The sequence below is a fragment of the Achromobacter sp. 01N37 genome, assembly GCF_056399725.1.
In genome coordinates this window covers 417118-436029 of sequence record NZ_JBFTRX010000003.1, presented here as the reverse complement: position 1 = coordinate 436029, position 18912 = coordinate 417118, and the positions used below count along the sequence as shown (strand labels likewise).

Here is an 18912-nt window from a genome sequence, read left to right as displayed (position 1 = left end):
TCAGATGATTTCCAGTTCGGCGCGCAAGGCGCCGGCGGTTTTCATGGCCTGCAAGATAGCCAGCAGGTCTTGCGGCGTAGCGCCCAAGGCGTTCAGGCCCTTGACCACGTCAGCCAGGTTGGCGCTGGTGCTCACGCGTTGCAGCGATCCGTTGTCCTGGCGCACTTCGATCTGGGTATTGGGCACCACCACCGTCTGGCCTTCCGTGAACGGCGTGTCCGGTTGCGACACCTGGTTCTGGCGGTTGATGATGACCGACAGGTTGCCGTGCGCCACGGCCGCTTCTTCGATCATGACGTTGCGGTTCATGACGACCGAGCCGGTACGCGCATTGATGATGACCTTCGCGACCGTGGGCGCGCGCGCCACCTGCATGTCTTCCACCTGCGACAAAAAGCGCGCCTGCGACGCCTGTTCCATCGGCGTGCGCACTTGCACGACGCGGCCGTCCAGCGCCGTGGCCGTGCCTTGGCCGAACTTCTTGTTCAGCGCCGACGCCACGTTCTGCGCCGTGCCAAAGTCGGTGTTGTTCAGCTCGACATGAATGTAGCCGTCGCGCGAGAACGTGGTGGGCACGCCGCGCTCGACGATGGCGCCCGCGCTGATGCGGCCGCCGTTCAATTGGTTGATCTGCACGCTGGAGCCGCCGGCGGATGCGCCTGCGCCGCCCACCAGGATGTTGCCCTGGGCGATGGCGTAGACCTGGCTGTCGGCGCCCTTGAGCGGCGTCATCAGCAAGGTGCCGCCGCGCAGGCTTTTGGCGTTACCCATCGACGACACCACCACGTCCAGCGTCTGGCCGGGCCGGGCAAACGCCGGCAAGGTGGTGGTGACCATCACGGCCGCCACGTTCTTCAACTGCATGTTGCTGCCGGCAGGCACCGTAATGCCCAACTGCGACAGCATGTTGGTCAGGCTTTGCTGCGTGAACGGCGTCTGGCGAACCTGGTCGCCGCTGCCATCCAGCCCCACGACCAGACCGTAGCCGATCAGCTGGTTGCCCCGCACGCCCTGGATCGTGGCCAGGTCCTTGAGCCGCTCGGCCTGTGCAGCGCCGGCGCCGGCCACCAGCCCGACCGCCACGCAGACACGGGCGAACAAGGACAGCAAGGCGGATATCGGAGTCGGTTGTGTCATGGTCAGAACGGCGATGCGATCAGGAAGAAGCGTTGCAGCCAGCCCATGGTCTGGACTTCGTCCATGACGCCCTTGCTGCGGTATTCGATGCGGGCGTCGGCCACTTGCGTGGACGACACGGTATTCGTGCCAGTAATGGAGCGCGGATCAACCACCCCGGCAAAGCGAACGTACTCACTGCCGCGGTTGATGGCGATCTGCTTTTCGCCGGCCACTTGCAGGTTGCCGTTGGACATTACGCCGACCACCGTGGTGGTGATGGTGCCGGTGAAGGCGTTGTTGGCGGTGCTGTCGCCCTTGCCCTGCGAGACGTTGCCGCCCGTTGCCTCGGTATTCAGATTCGCGTTCGCCCAGCTGTTCATGAACGACGGCGCGGCAGCAATGCCCAGGTTGGTCGAACCGGTGCGATTCGTATTCGTGGCGACGTTCTTGGACGCGTTGGTGCGCTCGTTCAGCACGATGGTGACGATGTCGCCCACATTGCGCGGCCGGCGGTCTTCGAACAACGGATAGTTGCCGTAAGTCGTGGGCTGATAGATCGAACCCGTGGGCTGCGCCATGGGCATCGGCGGCGGCGGCGGTGCGGCCGTCGTCGGCCCGGTCACGATGGGCTCGGGCGGGATCATGGCGCAACCGGCCGCCAGCAAAGCCAGCGCCGCAGACAAAACCAGACGCAGGACAGACATGGGCATCACAGTTGGGACAGGCGGGCCAGCATCTCGTCGGACGTCTTGACGGCCTTGCTGTTCATTTCATAAGCGCGCTGGGTCGTGATCATGTTGACCAGTTCTTCAGCGACGTTCACGTTCGAGGTTTCTACGTAGTTCTGCATGATCGAACCCGCACCGTCCACGCCCGGTTGCAGCAGGTTGGCCGGACCCGACGCGTCGGTTTCCAGATACAGGTTTTCGCCGATGCTTTGCAGGCCGGTCGGGTTGATGAAGGTGGCGATCTGCAATTGGCCGATCTGCACGTTCACGCCTGCGGCGCCAGGTTGCGTCACCGACACGATGCCGTCCTTGCCGATGGAGATCGACAAGGCGTTGTCCGGCACGTTCATCGGCGGCTGGATCACGTAGCCGCTGACGGTGGTCAGCTGGCCGTTTTGGTCGCGTTGCAGCGCGCCGTCACGGGTGTAGCCCTGGGTGCCATCGGGCAGCTCGACCTGCAGGAAGCCGCGGCCGTTGATGGCGATATCCATTTCGCCACCGGTGTTGTTCAGGTTGCCTTCGGTGTGGATGCGCTCGGTGGCGGCCACGCGCGCGCCCGTACCCAATTGCAGGCCGGACGGCAGTTGCGTCGCATCGCCGACTTGGGCGCCGGGCTGGCGCAGCGTCTGGTACATCAGGTCCTGAAACACGGCGCGGCCGCGCTTGAACCCGTTGGTGGAGACGTTGGCCAAGTTATTGGAGATCACGTCCATGGAGGTCTGTTGACCTTCCAGGCCGGTTTTGGCAATCCACAACGAACGCATCATGATGAAAAACTCCTGGTGCCGCGGCTGGGCCGCGCGCGAAAAATGTTTGAATCAGCGGCTGAATCAGCTAACGGACAACAGCCCGTTGGCACGTTCGGCGTTGCGGTCCGACTGCTGGATCACCTGCATCTGCTGCTCGAAACGGCGAGCGTTTTCGATCATGCCCACCATCGCCTTCATCGGGTTGGTGTTGCTGCCTTCCAGCACGCCGGACAAGACGCGCAGGCTCGGGTCAGCAGGCGCGGGCGGCGCGGGCTGGCCGTTCACGGGCGCCAGGCGGAACACGCCGTCGTCGCCATGCACCAGCTGCGCGTTGTTCGGGTTGGCCAGCTTGATGCGGCCCAGGTTCAGAATATTGTTCGGGCCGTCGCCGGCGCCGATGGCGGTGATCGTGCCGTCCGACGTAATCGTCAGCGCGGCCTGGTCAGGTACGTCGATCGGGCCGCCCTGGTCTGACAGCACGGGCTGGCCCAGCGACGTTTGCAGCAGGCCGTTGATGCCCACTTGCAGGCTGCCGCCGCGCGTGTAGGCCTCGCCTTGCGGGGTCTGCACGGCGATCCAGCCGTTTTCGCTGGACAACGCCACGTCCAGGTCGCGGCCCGTCGTTTGCATATTGCCCATTTCAAAGCTGTTGCCAGGCGTCGACGCCACCGTCGAAACACGCGTCGGCAGACTCACCCCGTCCGTCACCGGAACCGAGCGGTACAGCGCGATCTGCTCGCGAAAGCCCGTCGTGTTCACGTTGGCCATGTTGTTGGAGAGCGCGGCCTGATGCTCAGTGATACGCGCTGCGCCATTCATGGCGGTGTAGATGATTCTGTCCATTGCCTATTCCGTCGGTGTCGTCGCTGGCCTGTCAGGCTTTACTTCAGGTTCATCAGGACTTGCATGATTTCGTCCTGGGTCTTGATGGTTTGCGAGTTGGCCTGGTAGGTGCGCTGGGCGATGATCATGTTGACCAGCTCCTTGCTCATGTCCACGTTGGACGCTTCCGTCGCCTGACCCACCACCTTGGACATGCCGTTGGTGCCGGGCTGGCCCAGGATCGGCTGGCCGGAAGCGGCCGTTTCGGTCCAGGCGTTGTTGCCCACCGGCTGCAGGCCTTGCAGGTTCGAGAAGTCAGCCAGCACGATGTTGCCGACCACTTGCGTCTGGCCGTTGGTGTAGCTGGCCACCAGGCTGCCGTCGCCGCCGATGTTGATGCCGCTGAATTCGCCGGACGTGTAGCCGTTGGGCTTGGCGACCAGTTTGTAGTCGCTGCCGTACTGCGTGGTGCCCGTGTAGTTCATGGCGATGCTGATCGGGTCGGCGGGCGTCGTGGTGCCGCCCGGCGCTGCAAAGCTCAGCGTCACAACCGGGGCGCTGGTCATGGCGCCGGCCTTGTTGAACGTGAACTGCTGGGGGGTGCCCCAAACGCCAGCGGCCTGCGTCGTGGGCGCCATGGCCTGGCCGTCCATCGTGTAGTACACGTCATAGACGCTGTTGCCGGCGGCGTCCGCCGGACGCTTGACGAAGTACTGCATCACCTGGTGCGAGTTGCCCAGGGAGTCGAACACGGTCATGGGCGACGCGTTCGTGTAGCTGTTGGAGACGGTCGGGTCAAACGGACGGCCGATTTCGGTGACGGCGGCGGTGTAGTTGACGTAGCCCGGGATCTGGGTGATGTCGCCCGTGATGGCGCCCGCGCCGTCGATAACGACGGTGTTCGGGGCAGTGCCGTACGTGCCGGCCGGGGGTGCGCCCGCCGCCCACACCAGGTTGCCCGTGGCGTCGCGCGTGAATTCATAGGGCGTGCCGCCCAGCGAGACCGAACCGTTGACGGCCGGCGACGTGACCGTGTCCGTCAGGTACACCACCTTGGCGTTGGCGTCCAGGTTGGCCACCGTCGTGCCGGTGCTGGTTGCCAGCGGCGCCACGTTGGCGGTCGGCAATTGCAGTTCCACCGGGTTCGCGCCAATGGCGCCGGGGGGGTAACCCGTCAGGCGGTAGCCTTGGGCGTTGACGATGAAGTTGTTCTTGTCGACCAGGAATTCGCCGTTACGCGAATACATCACCGCGCCGCTTTGATCGGTCACGCGGAACATGCCCTTGGCGCCGTCAATCGCGATGTCGTATTCACCGCCGCCGCCTTGCACGGTACCGACCGTGAAGCGCTGGTTGATGGCAGCCACTTTGACGCCCAGGCCCACGCGGGAGCTGGCGTACACGTCGGCGAACGACGCCGTCGCCGACTTGAAGCCGACCGTGCCGGAGTTGGCGATGTTGTTGCCGATGACGTCCAGGTTCTGCGCAGCGGCGTTCAAGCCGCTCAATCCTTGTCCGAAGCCCATGTTTTCTCTCGCTAATTTCTTTAGGTAGTGAAGCCGCCGCCCATGCGCCGGCACCGATTCATGTGCGCCCCGATCAGGCGCCGATCACCTTGCGCACGTCCAGCATGCTGGTCTGGCCGTCCAGGCCAAGATCCAGACGCAGGCCGTTGGTGGAATACGCCACGCTCTTGACCATGCCGTAGCTCAGCACTTCGGCATTGACCTTCTTGCTGTCGCCATCCGTCGCCAACACGGACACGGTGTACGCGCCCGGCTCCATCGCCACGCCGTTGTCGTTCTTGCCATCCCAATCCAGCGTGTACACGCCGGCTTTCTGTTCACCCATTTCGATCGTGCGCACCACCGCGCCGTTCGCATCCGAAATACGAACCTGCACCTTCTGCGCATCGGCTTGCAGATCCAGGCCGTACGGCGTGACCACACGTTCGGCGGCGTTGTCGCCGTCGACGCCAACCTTGATCTTGGTGCCCGGAATCAGCACGCCCTTGCCGATCATCGACACGGCGTTCATCGACTGCGACACGTCGATCTGGCCGCTGATGGCCAGCATCGTGTTCTTCAGGTTGTTCACGCCTTCCACCGTCGCGATCTGCGCCATCTGCGAGGTGAGCTCGGCGTTCTGCATCGGGTTAAGCGGGTCCTGATTCTGCAACTGCGTCACGAGCAGCTTCAAGAATTGGTCTTGCAAGCCCTGCGCCGTGATGGAGCTGCCAGAGCCCGCTTGCGCCAGGCCCAGGCCGGTCGTGCTGGTGTTTTGATCGACGGTGGTCATGAATTCACTCAGTCAAGAAATTAGGATTGACCAATGGTCAGCGTTTTCTGCATCAGGGACTTCGCGGTGTTCAACACCTCGACGTTGGCCTGATAGGAGCGCGACGCCGCAATCATGTTGACCGTCTCGGCCACCGGATCGACGTTGGGCATACTGATATAGCCCTGGGCATCGGCCAGGGGATTCTTAGGGTCGTAGACCTGCTTGAGCGGCGACGGGTCCTGAATGACGCCAGCCACGCGCACGCCGCCGATTTCCTGGCCCATTGCCTGGCCGGGGGCCGGGTTGACCTGGAACACGACCTGACGGGCGCGATAGGGCTGGCCGTCCGGGCCGATGACACTGTCGGCGTTGGCCATATTGCTGGCCGACACGTTCATGCGTTGCGACTGCGCGCTGAGCGCCGAGCCGGCGATATCGAAAATGCTCAACAAGGACATTGCCTGTCGCTCCCGTTATGGATCATTCTTGAATGGCGGACATCATCGTCCGGATGCGCCCGGAGACGAGCTGCATGGTGCTTTGGTAATGCAGCGTGTTGTCGGCGAACTGCACGCGCTCGATATCCATGTCCACCGTGTTGCCGTCCATGCTGGGCTGGTACGGCAGGCGGTACAGCAGGTCGGTCGGGCCTTGCGACACGGCCTTGGCGGGAATATGGCGCGCGGAAGTCAAGGTGAGCGAGGTGTCGGACAGGCGCTTTGAGCCTTCCATGGCGTTTTCCATCGCGGTCTTGAAATCAAAATCGCGGGCCTTGTAGTTCGGCGTGTCGGCGTTCGCGATGTTCGACGACAGCACTTCCTGGCGCTGCGCGCGCAGCGCGAGCGCCTGCTGGTAGAACCGGAAATCTTCGTTAAGCCTGTCTAGCATCGTGGCGCCTTCTTGCGTTGCAATTCGGATCGAGCAAGGGATTCCGGACACACCGTTATCCCATTGGATGACCGAATCATAGGGGCCGGCGGTGAAACACAATCAGCCAAATAACCCGCCATTTCTCATCCAATTCACGTATTGCCAAGTGCGGCGGACTTCTACAATTCAGTCATCATGAAAATCTCCGCACGACTCCTCCGCGCGCGCGCAAGCCTCACTGCCCTGGCGCTGCTGGCCTTCTCCGGCGCCGCCCTGGCGCAGGACGCCGCCAGCCAGCCGCCCGAAGCGATCGTCATCGCGGCGCAGGGCTATCTGATGGATCAGCTGTCCGGCCTGCCCGGCCAGCCATCGGTGGCGATCGACCCGCCGCGCACCGAGCGGCTGGCGCCGTGCGATGCGATGTCCCCATTTATGCCGTCGGGCATGAAACTGCGGTCGCGGATGACGGTCGGCGTGCGCTGCAACGCGCCCAAGCCCTGGACCACGTACGTCCAGGCCACCGTCAGCGTGCCCGGCTACTATTACGTCGCCTCGCGGATGATTTCGGCGGGCCAGGCGCTGACGCCGGATGACCTCTCCCCCCGGGATGGCGATCTGGTGTCGCTGCCGCCCGGCGCCATCACCGACCCGCAAACCGTGGTGGGCATGACGGCCGCTTACCGCATCAACGCCGGGCAACCGGTGCGGGGTTCGTCGTTGCGCAACGCGCAATCGGTGGTGCGCGGGTCGAACGTGCGGATCAATGCGCGCGGCAACGGTTTCGTGGTCAGCAGCGAAGGCCAGGCGATGGACAATGGCGCGCCGGGCGCGATGGTGCAGGTGCGGACGGCCAACGGCCAGGTCGTCAGCGGGGTGGTCCGCAACGCCGGTCTGGTTGAAATACAACTGTAGGTAGTGTTACAAATCGCGCAGCACCAACGGACGGACTGCCCTAAAGTTCCGGCCAGACCTGACGTTACAGAGACATAAGTAGGCGTATCCGTCGCAAACCGACCCAGGACGCCCTGCGGAGAAAACCTTGAAAATCAATTCGACCTCCAACCGGCCCCTCTCGGCCGACGCCGTTGGCCAACGCCCGGAATCCGCCGTTGCACAGGCGTATGGCGCCAGCAACGGGACGGGCTCCAGCAGCTCGCAAGTCGCGCTGAGCTCGGCGTCGCGCAAGATGCTGGCTCTGCAAGACGGTTCGAACGACATCAACGTCGAGCGCGTGGCCGCCATTCGTGCCGCGATCGCCTCCGGCCAGCTGAAGATCGACACCGGCAAAATTGCTGACAGCCTGATCGCCAGTGCGCGCGATCTGCTGAAGTAATTCCCGCGCAGCCCATCCCGTTCACCGCCCTACCGCCTTCGAAGCATGACCATGAATCCCGTCGACTCCCTCCAGGCCTGCATGCGGCAGGAAGATGCCCTGATCACCGAGTTTTCGGCCATCTTGGAAGAAGAGACCGAAGTCTTGGTCGGCCCGGGCAATGTCGGCGCGTTGCAGGCCATCACCGAACGCAAGGGCCGTGTCGCCCAGCAATTGGTGGACTTGAGCGACACGCGCGACGGCCTGCTGTCCGAAATCGGCCTGCCCATCGGGCACGCCGGCACGGAACAAGCGGCTGTGCTGCACCCGCAGCTGTCGGACACCTGGCATGCGCTGCTGACCAAGTCGGCCTCGGCAAACGAAATCAATATGCGCAACGGCGCGCTGATTGATGTGCATCTGCGCTATACCCAGCAATCGCTGGACGCGCTGCGCAACATCGGCGGCGTGGGCGTGAACGCCACCTATGACGCCAGTGGCCGTGGCGCGCGCGGCGCACCGGGACGCAAGCCGATCGTGGCGGGCTGATTCCGCGGGCGCATTTGCCCTTTCCCGGGCATAAAAAAGGCGACGCCATGCGTCGCCTTTTCGTTATGCGCAGCCCATCAAACGCTGCCCGTCATTTCCAGCATCGCAAACATTTTCAGAATGGCAACGGGCAGCAGGCGGCCCGATAGCTTGCGCTCGGAACCCATGATGCCCGACAAGGGGCCGCGCACTACGTCGGCAGCAGGCGAATGCGCCATCTGCCAGCAGGCCGCGGCCAACTGGCCGGCCATCAGCGACTGGCGCGCCAAGGTGTGTGCGCCATCCACCGCGGGCAAGGCCTGCCAGGCGCTGGCCAGATACCGGAAGCTTGCCTTGGCCTCGTCTTGCAGCACGAGCCAGCGCGCCACCGTCGCGGCATCCGCCTGGGAGGCCGGCAGATTGGTTAGGCCGAACAATTGGCCGGCGATCTCGCCGCTGACCGTATCGATCAGGCGCGCGCAAACCAGACGCATCGTTGCGCTCTCGCCGCGCCCCGGCAACGTAATTTCCGTGCCTGAAGCCCAAAGCGCCAGCGCCACGCGCTTGCCCGCCGTCTCGCTGATCAGGCCAGGCATGTCGCCCGGCTGGCCAACCGGCAGATAGCCGACGCTCTTGCCGACCGCATTCAAATTCGTCGGACATTCATCTTGAATCACGCGCATGCCGCCGGGGCTGCGCGCCACCCATGACACGCCCTGCCCGCTTAGCGATTGCCACAAAGCGGATGTGCCCGCCTCCAGCATGTGCACCAGCGGCAGGCGCGGCAACTGCTCGCCCAGCCAGCGCACCCGCGCCTCCAAAGCCGGGCCGGCATCCGGCAAACCGGGCGCGGCGGGTGCGAAGGACGTCAACATGCCGTGGGCCAGCGCCAGCTGCTGCGCCGGCGCCGCGAGAGCCACGCCGCGATCGCTCATCAGCAGCGAGCCCATCAGCGAACCGCCCGGCAGGCCATCGCCCTTCATGCTGGTCTTGCCGTGCATCACCAGCAGATGACGGTTGCTTTGGGCCGAAAATTCGCGGCGCACCATCGCCAGCGGCTCATCGCCCAGCGAGGCCAGGCTTGCGCCCGCGCCGTCGCCGACATACTCGCGCCAGGACGCGCGGGCCTGCACGCAAGCCGGGTCGCTATCCAGCATGGCGATCGTGTGATCCAGATTCTGYGCGGCGGTAATCGAGGCCGAGCCGCCTTGCGGACGCAGAATCGCCGAGGCCAGCAGCTGGCGGCGGCGCGCCGGATCGACGGCGTCGGCATCACGGGCCGACGGCATCAGCGACGCCAGATCGGCCTCGCTCGGCGTGTACAGCGCGCGAGCGCGTTCCACCATGCTGAAAGCGCGGTCGATCAGCACGTCCGCGCGCGCCAGCTCCATGTGCTCAGGCACCTTCTGCCCGACCGACATGTAGTGGATGGGCAGCCGGTGGCGGATCGCCGTGTCCAGCGCCGCGCCCAGCCGGGTCGCTTCGTCCAGCTTGGTGATGATGCAACCGGCCACGTCCTCGCCCACGCCGTTGCGGTAGGCGTGCGCCACTTCGTCCAGCGTGTCGCCCTGACTGGCGGCGTTCAGCACCAGCAGGCGGCGCACGGGCTTGCCGGCGTTACACAGCATCGCGGCTTGCTCGGCCACCAGGCGGTCGCGCTGGCTGATGCCGGTGGTGTCGATCAGCACAATCTTGCGGTTGCCCAGTTCGGTCAGGATGCGGCGCAGCTCGCCGGCATCGCGCACCGAATGCGCCGGCACCCCCATCAAGCGGCCATAGATCTGCAACTGTTCCAACGCACCGATCCGGAACAGGTCGGTCGTCAGCATCGCAACCTGATCACGGCCTTCACGGGCCACGCAGCGTGCGGCCAGCTTGGCCAGCGTGGTGGTCTTGCCCACGCCCGTGGGGCCAACCAGCGCATACACGCCGCCGGCCAGAAATTCGTCTTCGGAGGCGACGACGGGCAAGTGCGTGACGAGCTCGTTGCGCGCCCAGGCTTGCGCGGCGTCGGCCGACATACCCTGCGGCAATCGGTCCACCAGCGCGCGCACGAGCTTCGTGCTGAAGCCCGCGTCCAACAAGCTGCGGAACAACGCGGCGGCGGCAGGTTCGCGGGCCGTGCCTTGACGGCCACCCCAGAGCAGGCCGTCCATACGAGTTTCCAGCGCGCCGCGCAAGGCGCTGATGGCGTCTTGCAAGCCTGCGGCGGTATCGGTCGGCAGCGCAGCGGACGGCGCAGGCGGCGCATGGCGCAACGGCGCGTCCGGTGTGCGGGCCATGGAAGGCGCAGGCGCAGGCGCAGGCGCGGGCGTGGGCGCAGGCGCGGCATAGGCGGCAGGGGCTGCCGGTGTCGCCGACGCAGCGGACGGTGCCGGTGCAGCTGGAGCGGCATAGGCAGCAGGCGCGGCGGGCGCAATCCGGCCCGGCGCGGGCATGGCCGCGGGCGGCGGCGCGCTTACGGATGGCCGTGCGGGGGGCAAGGCCGGCAGTTCAACCCGGGTTGCCGCAGCGGCAAGCGGGGAAAGTGCGGCGGGTGCAGCGGTTTGGAAGGCAGYGGGCGACGGGGCAGCGGGCTGCGCGGCAGCGGCCGACGGGGCAGCGGGCTGCAACGCCACGGGCGGCGTAGCGGGCTGGAGCGGTGCGGGATATCGGGAGGACGGCGGGGCGGCATGCGGCACGATGTCCTGCTCGTCAGCCCCCTCCTCTTCCGGCAACGCCGACGAGGCGTAGGCGGATTGGTAGGCAGCGATCGACCTGGACGGCGTCGAATAGCTGGTCTGCGGCATCGCGGCGGGCGCCGCATAAGCGCGCTCCGTTGTGGCCGGGGCCGGGGCCGGGGCCGCATAAGACGGAGAAGGCGCCGCCGTTGCGGGCGCAGGCGCAGTCACTGGCACAGACAAGGGCACAGTCAAGGGCACAGTCAACGGCACCCCGGCCGGCGCCGCAGCGGGCGTCATCGCATGACCCGAAGCCGGCGCGGCCTCGCGTTGCGGTGTTTCGGAAGCCGCGTCGTCGAACGCACCTTCAACCGTCGCCAGCACTTCCACGCCGCCATCCACACTGCGGTTCGACACGATCAGCGCGTCCGGCCCCAGCACCTGGCGCACCTGGCGCATCACTTCACGGCTGTTGACGCCAAAAAAGCGGCTTATCTTCATTGCCCATTGCTCCCGCCAATCAGCGCGGTCACGCGGACCATGCGCTCATCGGGAATTTCTGTATTCGACAACACACCCAACTGCGGCAAGTGGTGGCGCAGGAAGCGCGACAGCGGCGCGCGCAAGACCGGCGACACCAGCAGCACCGGCGCGTTGCCCTGCGATTCCTGGCGCTCGACCGCCGCTTGCGTTTCGCGCAGCAGCGTATCGGCCAGGCCCGGCTCCAAACCGCCGCTGGTCGTCATGGCTTGCGACAGCACGCGCTCCAGCTTCACATCCAGCCCAATGACTCGCAGCTCGCCCTCGCCCGGGAACCATTGCTGCGTGATCGCGCGGCCCAGCGAACGGCGGACCAGCATGATCAGCTCGTTGATATCGGGCTGGCCACCAGAACCGGCCGCCTGCGCCGCCAGGCGCGGACCGTGTTCGGACAGGGTATCGATGATGGTGCGCATGTCGCGGATCGGCACTTCTTCCGACAGCAAGCCTTGCAGCACCTTTTGCAGCGCGGTCAGAGACAGCGTCTTGGGCACCAGGTCCTCGACCAGCTTGGGCGCATCGCGGCCGATACGGTCCAGCAGTTGCTGCACTTCCTGGCGGCCCAACAAGTTCGAGCCGTGGCGGTGCATCAGATGGTTCAGGTGGGTGGCGACAACGGTGCCAGCATCCACCACGGTGTAACCGGCCACTTGCGCCTGATCGCGCAAGCCCCCGTCGATCCACAGCGCCGGCAGGCCGAACGCCGGGTCGGTGGTGGGCGTACCCTTGATCTGCATCGTGACGCCGCCCGGGTCGATGGCCAGCCACTGGCCCGGCATTGCCACGCCATGGCCCACTTCCACGCCCGACAGCAGGATGCGGTAGTCGTTGGGCTTGAGCTCCAGGTTGTCACGAATGTGCACCACCGGCGGCAGAAAGCCGACGTCCTGCGCGAACTTCTTGCGCAGGCTGCGAATGCGATGCAGCAGCTCGCCGTTCTGTGCGTGGTCTACCAGCGGAATCAGCCGGTAGCCCACTTCCAGGCCCAGCTGATCCACCATGGACACGTCATCCCAGCTGGCTTCGGCCGCCGCGGCCTGCGCTTGGGTGATCGCCTGCGGCGGCACCTCTTCGGCCGCTTGCGCCGCCTTCTGGCGCTTCTTGGTCAACATCCATCCGCCCCAGCCCAGCGCACCGGCCAAGGTCAGGAAGGCAATGTGCGGCATGTTGGGAATCAGGCCCATGATGCCGATGATGCCAGCCGTCAGGAACAGCACGGCCGGGTTCGAGAACAGCTGGCTGATGATCTGCTGGCCAATGTCCTGGTCGGTCGACACGCGCGACACCACCACACCCGCGGCGGTGGAGATCACCAGCGCCGGGATCTGGGCGACCAGGCCGTCACCGATGGTCAGCAGCGTGTACACGCGGGCAGAATCGCCCATCGACATATCGTGCTGCGCCACGCCGACGATCAGGCCGCCGATGATGTTGATCGCCATGATCAACAGGCCGGCGATGGCGTCGCCGCGCACGAACTTGCTGGCGCCGTCCATCGAGCCGAAGAAGTCCGATTCCTGCGAGACTTCCGCGCGGCGGCGGCGTGCTTCGTCTTCGCCGATCAGGCCGGCGTTCAAGTCAGCGTCAATGGCCATCTGCTTGCCGGGCATGGCGTCGAGCGTGAACCGCGCGCCCACTTCGGCGATACGGCCCGCACCCTTGGTGATGACGATGAAGTTGATGATGGTCAGGATCACGAACACGATGATCCCGACGGCGAAGTTGCCGCCCACCAGGAAGTGCCCGAAGGCCTCAATCACCTTACCGGCCGCATCCGGACCCGTGTGGCCGTTGAGCAGCACGACACGGGTAGACGCCACGTTCAGCGACAGGCGCAGCAAGGTTGCAAACAGCAGCACGGCCGGGAACGCGGCAAAGTCCAGCGGCTTGCGCGTGAACATGGCCACCAGCAGGATCATCACAGACAACGCAATGTTGAAGGTGAACAGCAAGTCCAGCAGGAACGTGGGCAGGGGCAGCACCATCATGCCCAGCACCATCACGATCAGGATCGGACCCGCCAGGAGCCGCGCGTGGCCGGCCCCGCTACTCTTCAACATGGTGAGCAAAGCGCTCATTCCTTAGACTCCTTGTGCTGCGGTTGTTGCCTGCGGGTCCAGTGCGGCGGGCACGGCCAGTTTGGTCGGGGCCGTCGGTTCAACCCCCCATCCCGAGCGCCACGAACGCAGCTGGAAAACCCACGCCAGCACTTCCGCCACCGCGGTATATAGCTCGGCCGGGATTTCTTGCCCCAGCTCGACGTGTTGATGCAATGCGCGCGCCAACGGCGGCGCTTCCAATGTGGGAATACGGTTTTCAGCGGCCAGCTCGCGGATCTTCGCTGCGATCAGGCCGGTGCCCTTGGCGATGACGCGCGGGGCGCCGTTCTTGTCTTCGTCATACTTCAGCGCCACGGCATAGTGCGTGGGGTTGGTCACCACCACGTCGGCCTTGGGCACTTCGGACATCATCCGGCGCCGCGCCGCCTGGCGCTGCTGCTGGCGGATGCGGGCCTTCACGTGCGGGTCGCCTTCGCTTTCCTTGTGTTCCTGGCGCACATCTTCTTTGGACATGCGCAGCTTTTTCAGGTGGCTCCAGATCTGCCATGGCACATCCAGCATCACAATGACCAGCAGCGACGCCACGATGAACGCGCAACACATCGCCACCAGCGACAGCGCCTTGATCAGCGCGGCCGACGGGGCCACGTGCATCAGGCCCAGCATGTCGTCGTGGTAGCGCCAGATCACCCAGACGGCCACGCCGCCCACCAGCAAGGCCTTGGCCAGCGCCTTGATCAGCTCAACCACCGTTTGCGACGAGAACATCCGCTTCAGGCCGGCGAACAAGCTGAGCTTGGAAAAATTGGCCTGTAGCGGCTTGCCCGAAATCACGATGCCGCCCAGCAGCACGCTGGACAGAATGGCGATCACGACCAGCACGCCGAACACGGGCATCGTCGCCAGCAAGGCGTGGCCGAAGCCATCAACCGCCAGCTCCACCATCACGCCCGGGTCCGTCACAATGCGCTGGTCGAACGCCAGGCCGTTGCGCAACACGCCGCTCAAGCCCTGGTAGAGCGAGCCGCCACCCGTCCAGATCACGCCGACACCGGCGGCCAGCATCATGAACGTTCCCAATTCCCGGGAACGTGCAATCTGCCCCTCCTCGCGCGCCTTTTCCAGGCGCCTGGGAGAGGCGGCTTCGGATTTTTCGAGGTCGCTTTCTTCGGCCATGCTCTGCGGTGTAATTGCGGTTCGCGGATTTTGGGATCACGAACCACCCGCCGAGATTCTAGGAGGCCTGGGCGTTTGGCGATAAGCCAAGAAAAGGGGGGAAAGCGGTGCTATTCCCGGATGCGCAGCGGCGGCACCCGGGCCGTCCGGCAGACCGGCGGTTCGGCGCTCCGGGCGCCCTGCCCGCCCGCGACTGGGCCGCCGGCTGCTCAGCCTGCCGCGACGGCGGTCGGGCGATGGGGTTCAGCGCCGTCCAGCGCCGCCTGGAACCGCACGTAATCCAGGCCGATACGAACCGCGCCCCAATGCTCCGCGCCCACATACAAAGGCACGGAAATATCGTTGATGATCTCGCCGGTGTCCCGCGAATAGGTCTGGAACAGCATCGCGCCCGTGTTGGCCGCCAAGCGCGCGCCCACCGGGTCATTGAACATCCGCTTGTGGCGCGACCGGGCGATGTCCTGCTTCGGGTCGCCCGTGGGCGGATGCGAATACTGGCTATTGTGCGCGGGTGCGTAGCCGCGGCTGTCGACCAGCAAGGTGTAACTTCCGCCCGGCACGGCGGCCAGCACGCTGTCCAGCAACTGAGTCAGCGCGCCATCGATGACCCGGTCATAGCAGGTATGAAAGCGCGGCGGCTCGCTGCCCGGAATGCGCTGGTAGTGGCGGTCAAACACATCCACCCCTCTTTTGCGCGCATCTTGCAGCAACCTGCCGGCAGTGTCGCGAAAGTCGACCAGCAAGTCCGACAGCTGATCAAACGCCGTGTCGCCCGTGCGCATGTCGGCAAGCACTTCTTGCACGCTTTCCGTCTGCCGGCGAATGCGGTCGATCTCGCCCGACATATGGCCCACGCGCTCCAACACATCGGCGCTCAGCGCTGCGATGCGCCCGACTTCCTGGCTCATGCCGTGGTTGGTGGCGTCGACCTCGCCTATCGCCTGCACCACGTCGCCCACCTGCCGGTTCATGCTGTCGAAATCGCGCACAAACCGCTCGAAATCCGAGCAGGTGCGGTCCAGCACTTCGCCCGACGCATCCACGTCGCTGCGCAGCGTGCCGGTCTGGCGCTGCGTGATTTCCACGAGTTCAAGCATGTCGGACGTATGGCGGCCGATGTCAGTCGTGGCGGCGTTGACGCGTTCGGCCAGCCGGCCCACTTCACTGGCCACCACCGCAAAGCCCCGCCCTGCATCGCCGGCGCGGGCAGCTTCCACGCCCGCGTTCAGCGCCAGCAGCTGCGTCTGTAACGCAATGTCCTTGATCAGCTTGCTGATATCGGCCACCGAACGCGCGCCGATGGTCAGCTTGCCCACCACTTCGGTGAACGCGGCCATCTCGCGCGTCATGCGGTCCACGCGCATCTTCACGTCAGACAGCTCGGCCAGCGCTTGCTCGGCGGCTTGCAGGTTCTGGCCCGACATGGCCGAGATCTCGCGCGCGTGCGTCGAGGTGGACGCGGACAAGGTGGCGATCTGCGCACCGCTATCGGCCAAGGCGCCCGCCGCACGCGCCTGCTCCTGCGCCAGCTGCGAACAGCGCCCCGCCTGAAACTGCGTGCGCGCCGCATTCAGCGCGATTTCGATACTGGAGCCGCGCACGGTCATGATGCGCCGGCGGATCTGCGCCAGAAACCGATGCAATGGAAATACCGCGGGGCTGACGGACAACGTGCGTTCCGAGAGCATGGCGTCGCCCCGGTTCAAACGGCGCAACAAGCCCCACATACCGCCCAGGCGGAATACGGATCTGGCCATGGTAGACCTCCTTTTGCGGCCCGGTTCGCCTGCGTTGGGCGTCCGTGGCCTGGCGCGCATTGCGCGCGCCGTGTCTCCTGCGTTGCCCCTTTTTATTCTTATAAGCGCGCCGCCAGAGGACATGCCTGGCGGCGCGGTCTTGCATCACACGGGTACCACCACAGCCTTAGAAGCCCAGGCTGGCCAACAAATCGTCAACCTGATCCTGGCTGGTCACCACATCCGTCTTGCCCTGCGGACTGATCTGCGGTCCGTTGAGCAGGCTGTTGGCTTCATCGCGGCGCTCTTGCGGCACGTTGTCCAGCAGCACTTGCAGCAGTTCGCGTTCAATCGCGCCCACCACATCCATCATGCGCATGATGACCTGGCCCGTCAGGTCCTGGAAATCCTGCGCCATGATGATTTCCATCAGCTTGGACTGCGTCTGCTGCGTCTGCTTGGGCACATCCGCCAGGAAGGCGCGCGTGTCCTTGACCAGTTCGCGGGCTTCGGGCAATTCCAGCGGCTGGTCATACCATTGCTGCCAGCGTGTATCCAGCGCCTGCGCCGAGCGCGACATGCCGTCCTGGATCGGGCCAGCCTGCTCGGTCGCGTTCAGCACGCGGTTGGCGGCCTGTTCGGTCATCTGGGCGACATAGCGCAGGCGGTCGCGGGCATCCGGGATGGCGTTCGCCGCATCCTTGATGGCCTGATCCAGACCCAGCTCGCGCATGCTGTCGCGCAACATGCGCGTCAGCGATGCAATGCGGTGGATCAGGTCAGGGTTTTCCGCTGCGGGTTCAACGTGTTCCGTTGTGCTCATTGCACACCTCAGCCGGCAATTTTCTCGAAGATCTTGGTGAGCTTTTCTTCCAGCGTCGCCGCGGTGAAAGGCTTGACCACATAACCGTTGGCGCCGGCCTGAGCCGCCGCAACGATGTTCTCTTTCTTGGCTTCGGCCGTCACCATCAGCACGGGCAAGGATGCCAACGCCGCGTCGGCACGGATCTGCTTGAGCATTTCCAGGCCATCCAGGTTGGGCATGTTCCAGTCGGACACGACGAACTGGAAGCCGCCGTTGCGCAGCTTCTCCAGCCCGATCGCGCCGTCTTCGGCCTCATCCACGTTCTCGAAACCCAGCTCTTTGAGCAGGTTGCGGATGATTCGTCGCATGGTGGGGAAGTCATCCACCACCAGAATCTTTATGCCCTTGTCTACCATCTTTCACTCCAGAAAAAATTTGCTTGAGAACGATCGTGAAGCGTCCGCGTCAAACGCGGTGTCCACGGTCGCCCAGGCGAGTCAGAATGCGTTCGCTAATTGCCGACAGCGTCACCACTTCATCCGCGGCGCCAATGGCGATGGCCTCCCGGGGCATGCCGAATACCACGCAGCTGGCTTCGTCCTGCGCAATGGTGTGCGCGCCCGCGCGGTGCATGGCCAGCATGCCGGCGGCGCCGTCCTTGCCCATGCCGGTCAAGATGACGCCGATGGCGTTCTTGCCCGCGGCCACGGCGGCGGAATTGAACAACACGTCCACCGACGGGCGGTGGCGGTTGACGGGTTCGCTGGCTTCAAGCTCGATCACGTAGTTGGCGCCGCTGCGGCCCAGGCGCATGTGCGTATCACCGCCCGGCGCCAGATACACGTGGCCCGGCAGCACGCGGTCGCCGTGGACGGCTTCGCGCACCGTCACGGCGCACAGTGCATCCAGGCGCTGCGCGAACGAACGCGTGAAGCCGGCAGGCATGTGCTGCGTAATCAGAATGGCCGGGCTATCCGGCGGCAACGGCTGCAACACTTCGCGGATGGCTTCGGTGCCGCCCGTGGAGGCGCCCACGATCACCAGCTTTTCCGAGCTGGCCAGCGGCCGGCGCAGCATCGGCGCGGGCGCGGCCTGCGCCGCGTGCGGCGTGGGCGCGCGCAGCTTGGCGCGTGAGGCAGCGCGAATCTTGTCGGCGATGAGTTCGGTGTATTCCAGCAAGCCGTCGCGGATGCCCAGCTTGGGCTTGGTCACGAAGTCGATCGCGCCCAGTTCCAGCGCGCGCAGCGTGATTTCACCGCCGCGTTCGGTCAACGACGACACCATCACCACCGGCATCGGCCGCAGGCGCATCAGCTTTTCCAGGAAATCCAGCCCGTCCATGCGGGGCATTTCCACGTCCAGCGTCAGCACGTCGGGGTTATGGCGCTTGATGAGTTCGCGCGCAACCAGGGGATCGGGCGCGGTCGCCACCACTTCCATGTCTGGCTGGCTGTTGATGATTTCGGTCATCAGTCCGCGCACCAGCGCGGAGTCGTCTACACACAGAACGCTTATTTTTTTCATGGT

General features: G+C 65.2%; 18 protein-coding genes. 3 read left to right on the top strand and 15 right to left on the bottom strand.

Features of this window, described 5'->3' with window-relative positions:
• The 8 genes from AC1DSJ_RS08110 to flgB all read right to left on the bottom strand — a co-directional run bounded on the left by AC1DSJ_RS08110 (window position 1) and on the right by flgB (window position 6586).
• Entirely contained in the window at window positions 1–1137 is a 1137-nt protein-coding gene (locus tag AC1DSJ_RS08110; RefSeq protein ID WP_054425945.1) for a flagellar basal body P-ring protein FlgI, read from the bottom strand.
• Between the two features lie 2 nt (window positions 1138–1139).
• Entirely contained in the window at window positions 1140–1829 is a 690-nt protein-coding gene (locus tag AC1DSJ_RS08105) for a flagellar basal body L-ring protein FlgH (protein WP_054425947.1), read from the bottom strand.
• On the bottom strand, window positions 1829–2614 hold the full coding sequence (flgG, locus tag AC1DSJ_RS08100) for a flagellar basal-body rod protein FlgG (protein WP_006224597.1): 786 nt from the start codon (window positions 2612–2614) through the stop codon (window positions 1829–1831). Before flgG ends, AC1DSJ_RS08105 begins: the two co-directional genes overlap by 1 nt.
• 63 nt (window positions 2615–2677) lie before the next feature.
• Window positions 2678–3439, bottom strand: a complete 762-nt coding sequence (locus AC1DSJ_RS08095) for a flagellar basal body rod protein FlgF (RefSeq protein WP_054425951.1) — start codon at window positions 3437–3439, stop codon at window positions 2678–2680.
• Window positions 3440–3477: 38 nt separating this feature from the next.
• Window positions 3478–4944, bottom strand: a complete 1467-nt coding sequence (locus AC1DSJ_RS08090; RefSeq protein ID WP_054425953.1) for a flagellar hook-basal body complex protein — start codon at window positions 4942–4944, stop codon at window positions 3478–3480.
• Between the two features lie 73 nt (window positions 4945–5017).
• Complete coding sequence (locus AC1DSJ_RS08085) at window positions 5018–5716, bottom strand: FlgD immunoglobulin-like domain containing protein (RefSeq protein ID WP_175168426.1); 699 nt, start codon at window positions 5714–5716, stop codon at window positions 5018–5020.
• A gap of 20 nt (window positions 5717–5736) precedes the next feature.
• A complete protein-coding gene (flgC, locus tag AC1DSJ_RS08080) occupies window positions 5737–6156 on the bottom strand; it encodes a flagellar basal body rod protein FlgC (protein ID WP_054425957.1) in 420 nt (139 codons plus the stop codon).
• Window positions 6157–6178: 22 nt separating this feature from the next.
• Entirely contained in the window at window positions 6179–6586 is a 408-nt protein-coding gene (gene flgB / locus AC1DSJ_RS08075; RefSeq protein ID WP_054426348.1) for a flagellar basal body rod protein FlgB, read from the bottom strand.
• 177 nt (window positions 6587–6763) lie between these two features.
• Here flgB and flgA point away from each other — a divergent pair, with 177 nt between their 5' ends.
• The 3 genes from flgA (at window position 6764) to AC1DSJ_RS08060 (ending at window position 8429) form a co-directional block, all read left to right on the top strand.
• Window positions 6764–7480: a flagellar basal body P-ring formation chaperone FlgA gene (flgA, locus tag AC1DSJ_RS08070; protein WP_054425959.1), complete on the top strand. Its 717-nt coding sequence runs from the start codon at window positions 6764–6766 to the stop codon at window positions 7478–7480.
• Between the two features lie 127 nt (window positions 7481–7607).
• On the top strand, window positions 7608–7901 hold the full coding sequence (gene flgM, locus AC1DSJ_RS08065; RefSeq protein WP_054425961.1) for a flagellar biosynthesis anti-sigma factor FlgM: 294 nt from the start codon (window positions 7608–7610) through the stop codon (window positions 7899–7901).
• Between the two features lie 51 nt (window positions 7902–7952).
• Entirely contained in the window at window positions 7953–8429 is a 477-nt protein-coding gene (locus AC1DSJ_RS08060) for a flagella synthesis protein FlgN (RefSeq protein ID WP_054426349.1), read from the top strand.
• Window positions 8430–8506: 77 nt separating this feature from the next.
• Here AC1DSJ_RS08060 and flhF read toward each other — a convergent pair whose 3' ends face one another.
• From flhF to AC1DSJ_RS08025, 7 genes are all read right to left on the bottom strand, one after another.
• Complete coding sequence (gene flhF, locus AC1DSJ_RS08055; protein WP_476760294.1) at window positions 8507–11569, bottom strand: flagellar biosynthesis protein FlhF; 3063 nt, start codon at window positions 11567–11569, stop codon at window positions 8507–8509.
• Complete coding sequence (flhA, locus tag AC1DSJ_RS08050) at window positions 11566–13686, bottom strand: flagellar biosynthesis protein FlhA (protein WP_054425965.1); 2121 nt, start codon at window positions 13684–13686, stop codon at window positions 11566–11568. Before flhA ends, flhF begins: the two co-directional genes overlap by 4 nt.
• 3 nt (window positions 13687–13689) lie before the next feature.
• Window positions 13690–14844, bottom strand: a complete 1155-nt coding sequence (gene flhB / locus AC1DSJ_RS08045) for a flagellar biosynthesis protein FlhB (RefSeq protein WP_441371254.1) — start codon at window positions 14842–14844, stop codon at window positions 13690–13692.
• 209 nt (window positions 14845–15053) lie between these two features.
• Window positions 15054–16601: a methyl-accepting chemotaxis protein gene (locus tag AC1DSJ_RS08040; protein WP_427947806.1), complete on the bottom strand. Its 1548-nt coding sequence runs from the start codon at window positions 16599–16601 to the stop codon at window positions 15054–15056.
• Window positions 16602–16767: 166 nt separating this feature from the next.
• On the bottom strand, window positions 16768–17403 hold the full coding sequence (gene cheZ, locus AC1DSJ_RS08035; protein WP_054425969.1) for a protein phosphatase CheZ: 636 nt from the start codon (window positions 17401–17403) through the stop codon (window positions 16768–16770).
• An 8-nt stretch (window positions 17404–17411) separates the two neighbouring features.
• Window positions 17412–17801, bottom strand: a complete 390-nt coding sequence (cheY, locus tag AC1DSJ_RS08030; protein ID WP_054425971.1) for a chemotaxis response regulator CheY — start codon at window positions 17799–17801, stop codon at window positions 17412–17414.
• A gap of 49 nt (window positions 17802–17850) precedes the next feature.
• Complete coding sequence (locus tag AC1DSJ_RS08025) at window positions 17851–18909, bottom strand: protein-glutamate methylesterase/protein-glutamine glutaminase (RefSeq protein ID WP_054425972.1); 1059 nt, start codon at window positions 18907–18909, stop codon at window positions 17851–17853.
• Window positions 18910–18912 lie beyond the last annotated feature (3 nt).

Excerpts from the sequence above, each read along its gene's own strand:
- cheZ (WP_054425969.1), bottom strand. The coding sequence starts at position 17,403 with ATGAGCACAACGGAACACGTTGAACCCGCAGCGGAAAACCCTGACCTG.
- AC1DSJ_RS08090 (WP_054425953.1), bottom strand. The coding sequence starts at position 4,944 with ATGGGCTTCGGACAAGGATTGAGCGGCTTGAACGCCGCTGCGCAGAAC.
- flhA (WP_054425965.1), bottom strand. The coding sequence starts at position 13,686 with ATGAGCGCTTTGCTCACCATGTTGAAGAGTAGCGGGGCCGGCCACGCG.
- cheY (WP_054425971.1), bottom strand. The coding sequence starts at position 17,801 with ATGGTAGACAAGGGCATAAAGATTCTGGTGGTGGATGACTTCCCCACC.
- AC1DSJ_RS08110 (WP_054425945.1), bottom strand. The coding sequence starts at position 1,137 with ATGACACAACCGACTCCGATATCCGCCTTGCTGTCCTTGTTCGCCCGT.
- flgC (WP_054425957.1), bottom strand. The coding sequence starts at position 6,156 with ATGTCCTTGTTGAGCATTTTCGATATCGCCGGCTCGGCGCTCAGCGCG.
- AC1DSJ_RS08025 (WP_054425972.1), bottom strand. The coding sequence starts at position 18,909 with ATGAAAAAAATAAGCGTTCTGTGTGTAGACGACTCCGCGCTGGTGCGC.
- AC1DSJ_RS08085 (WP_175168426.1), bottom strand. The coding sequence starts at position 5,716 with ATGACCACCGTCGATCAAAACACCAGCACGACCGGCCTGGGCCTGGCG.
- flgA (WP_054425959.1), top strand. The coding sequence starts at position 6,764 with ATGAAAATCTCCGCACGACTCCTCCGCGCGCGCGCAAGCCTCACTGCC.
- AC1DSJ_RS08060 (WP_054426349.1), top strand. The coding sequence starts at position 7,953 with ATGAATCCCGTCGACTCCCTCCAGGCCTGCATGCGGCAGGAAGATGCC.
- AC1DSJ_RS08040 (WP_427947806.1), bottom strand. The coding sequence starts at position 16,601 with ATGGCCAGATCCGTATTCCGCCTGGGCGGTATGTGGGGCTTGTTGCGC.
- AC1DSJ_RS08095 (WP_054425951.1), bottom strand. The coding sequence starts at position 3,439 with ATGGACAGAATCATCTACACCGCCATGAATGGCGCAGCGCGTATCACT.
- flhB (WP_441371254.1), bottom strand. The coding sequence starts at position 14,844 with ATGGCCGAAGAAAGCGACCTCGAAAAATCCGAAGCCGCCTCTCCCAGG.
- AC1DSJ_RS08105 (WP_054425947.1), bottom strand. The coding sequence starts at position 1,829 with ATGCCCATGTCTGTCCTGCGTCTGGTTTTGTCTGCGGCGCTGGCTTTG.
- flgG (WP_006224597.1), bottom strand. The coding sequence starts at position 2,614 with ATGATGCGTTCGTTGTGGATTGCCAAAACCGGCCTGGAAGGTCAACAG.
- flgB (WP_054426348.1), bottom strand. The coding sequence starts at position 6,586 with ATGCTAGACAGGCTTAACGAAGATTTCCGGTTCTACCAGCAGGCGCTC.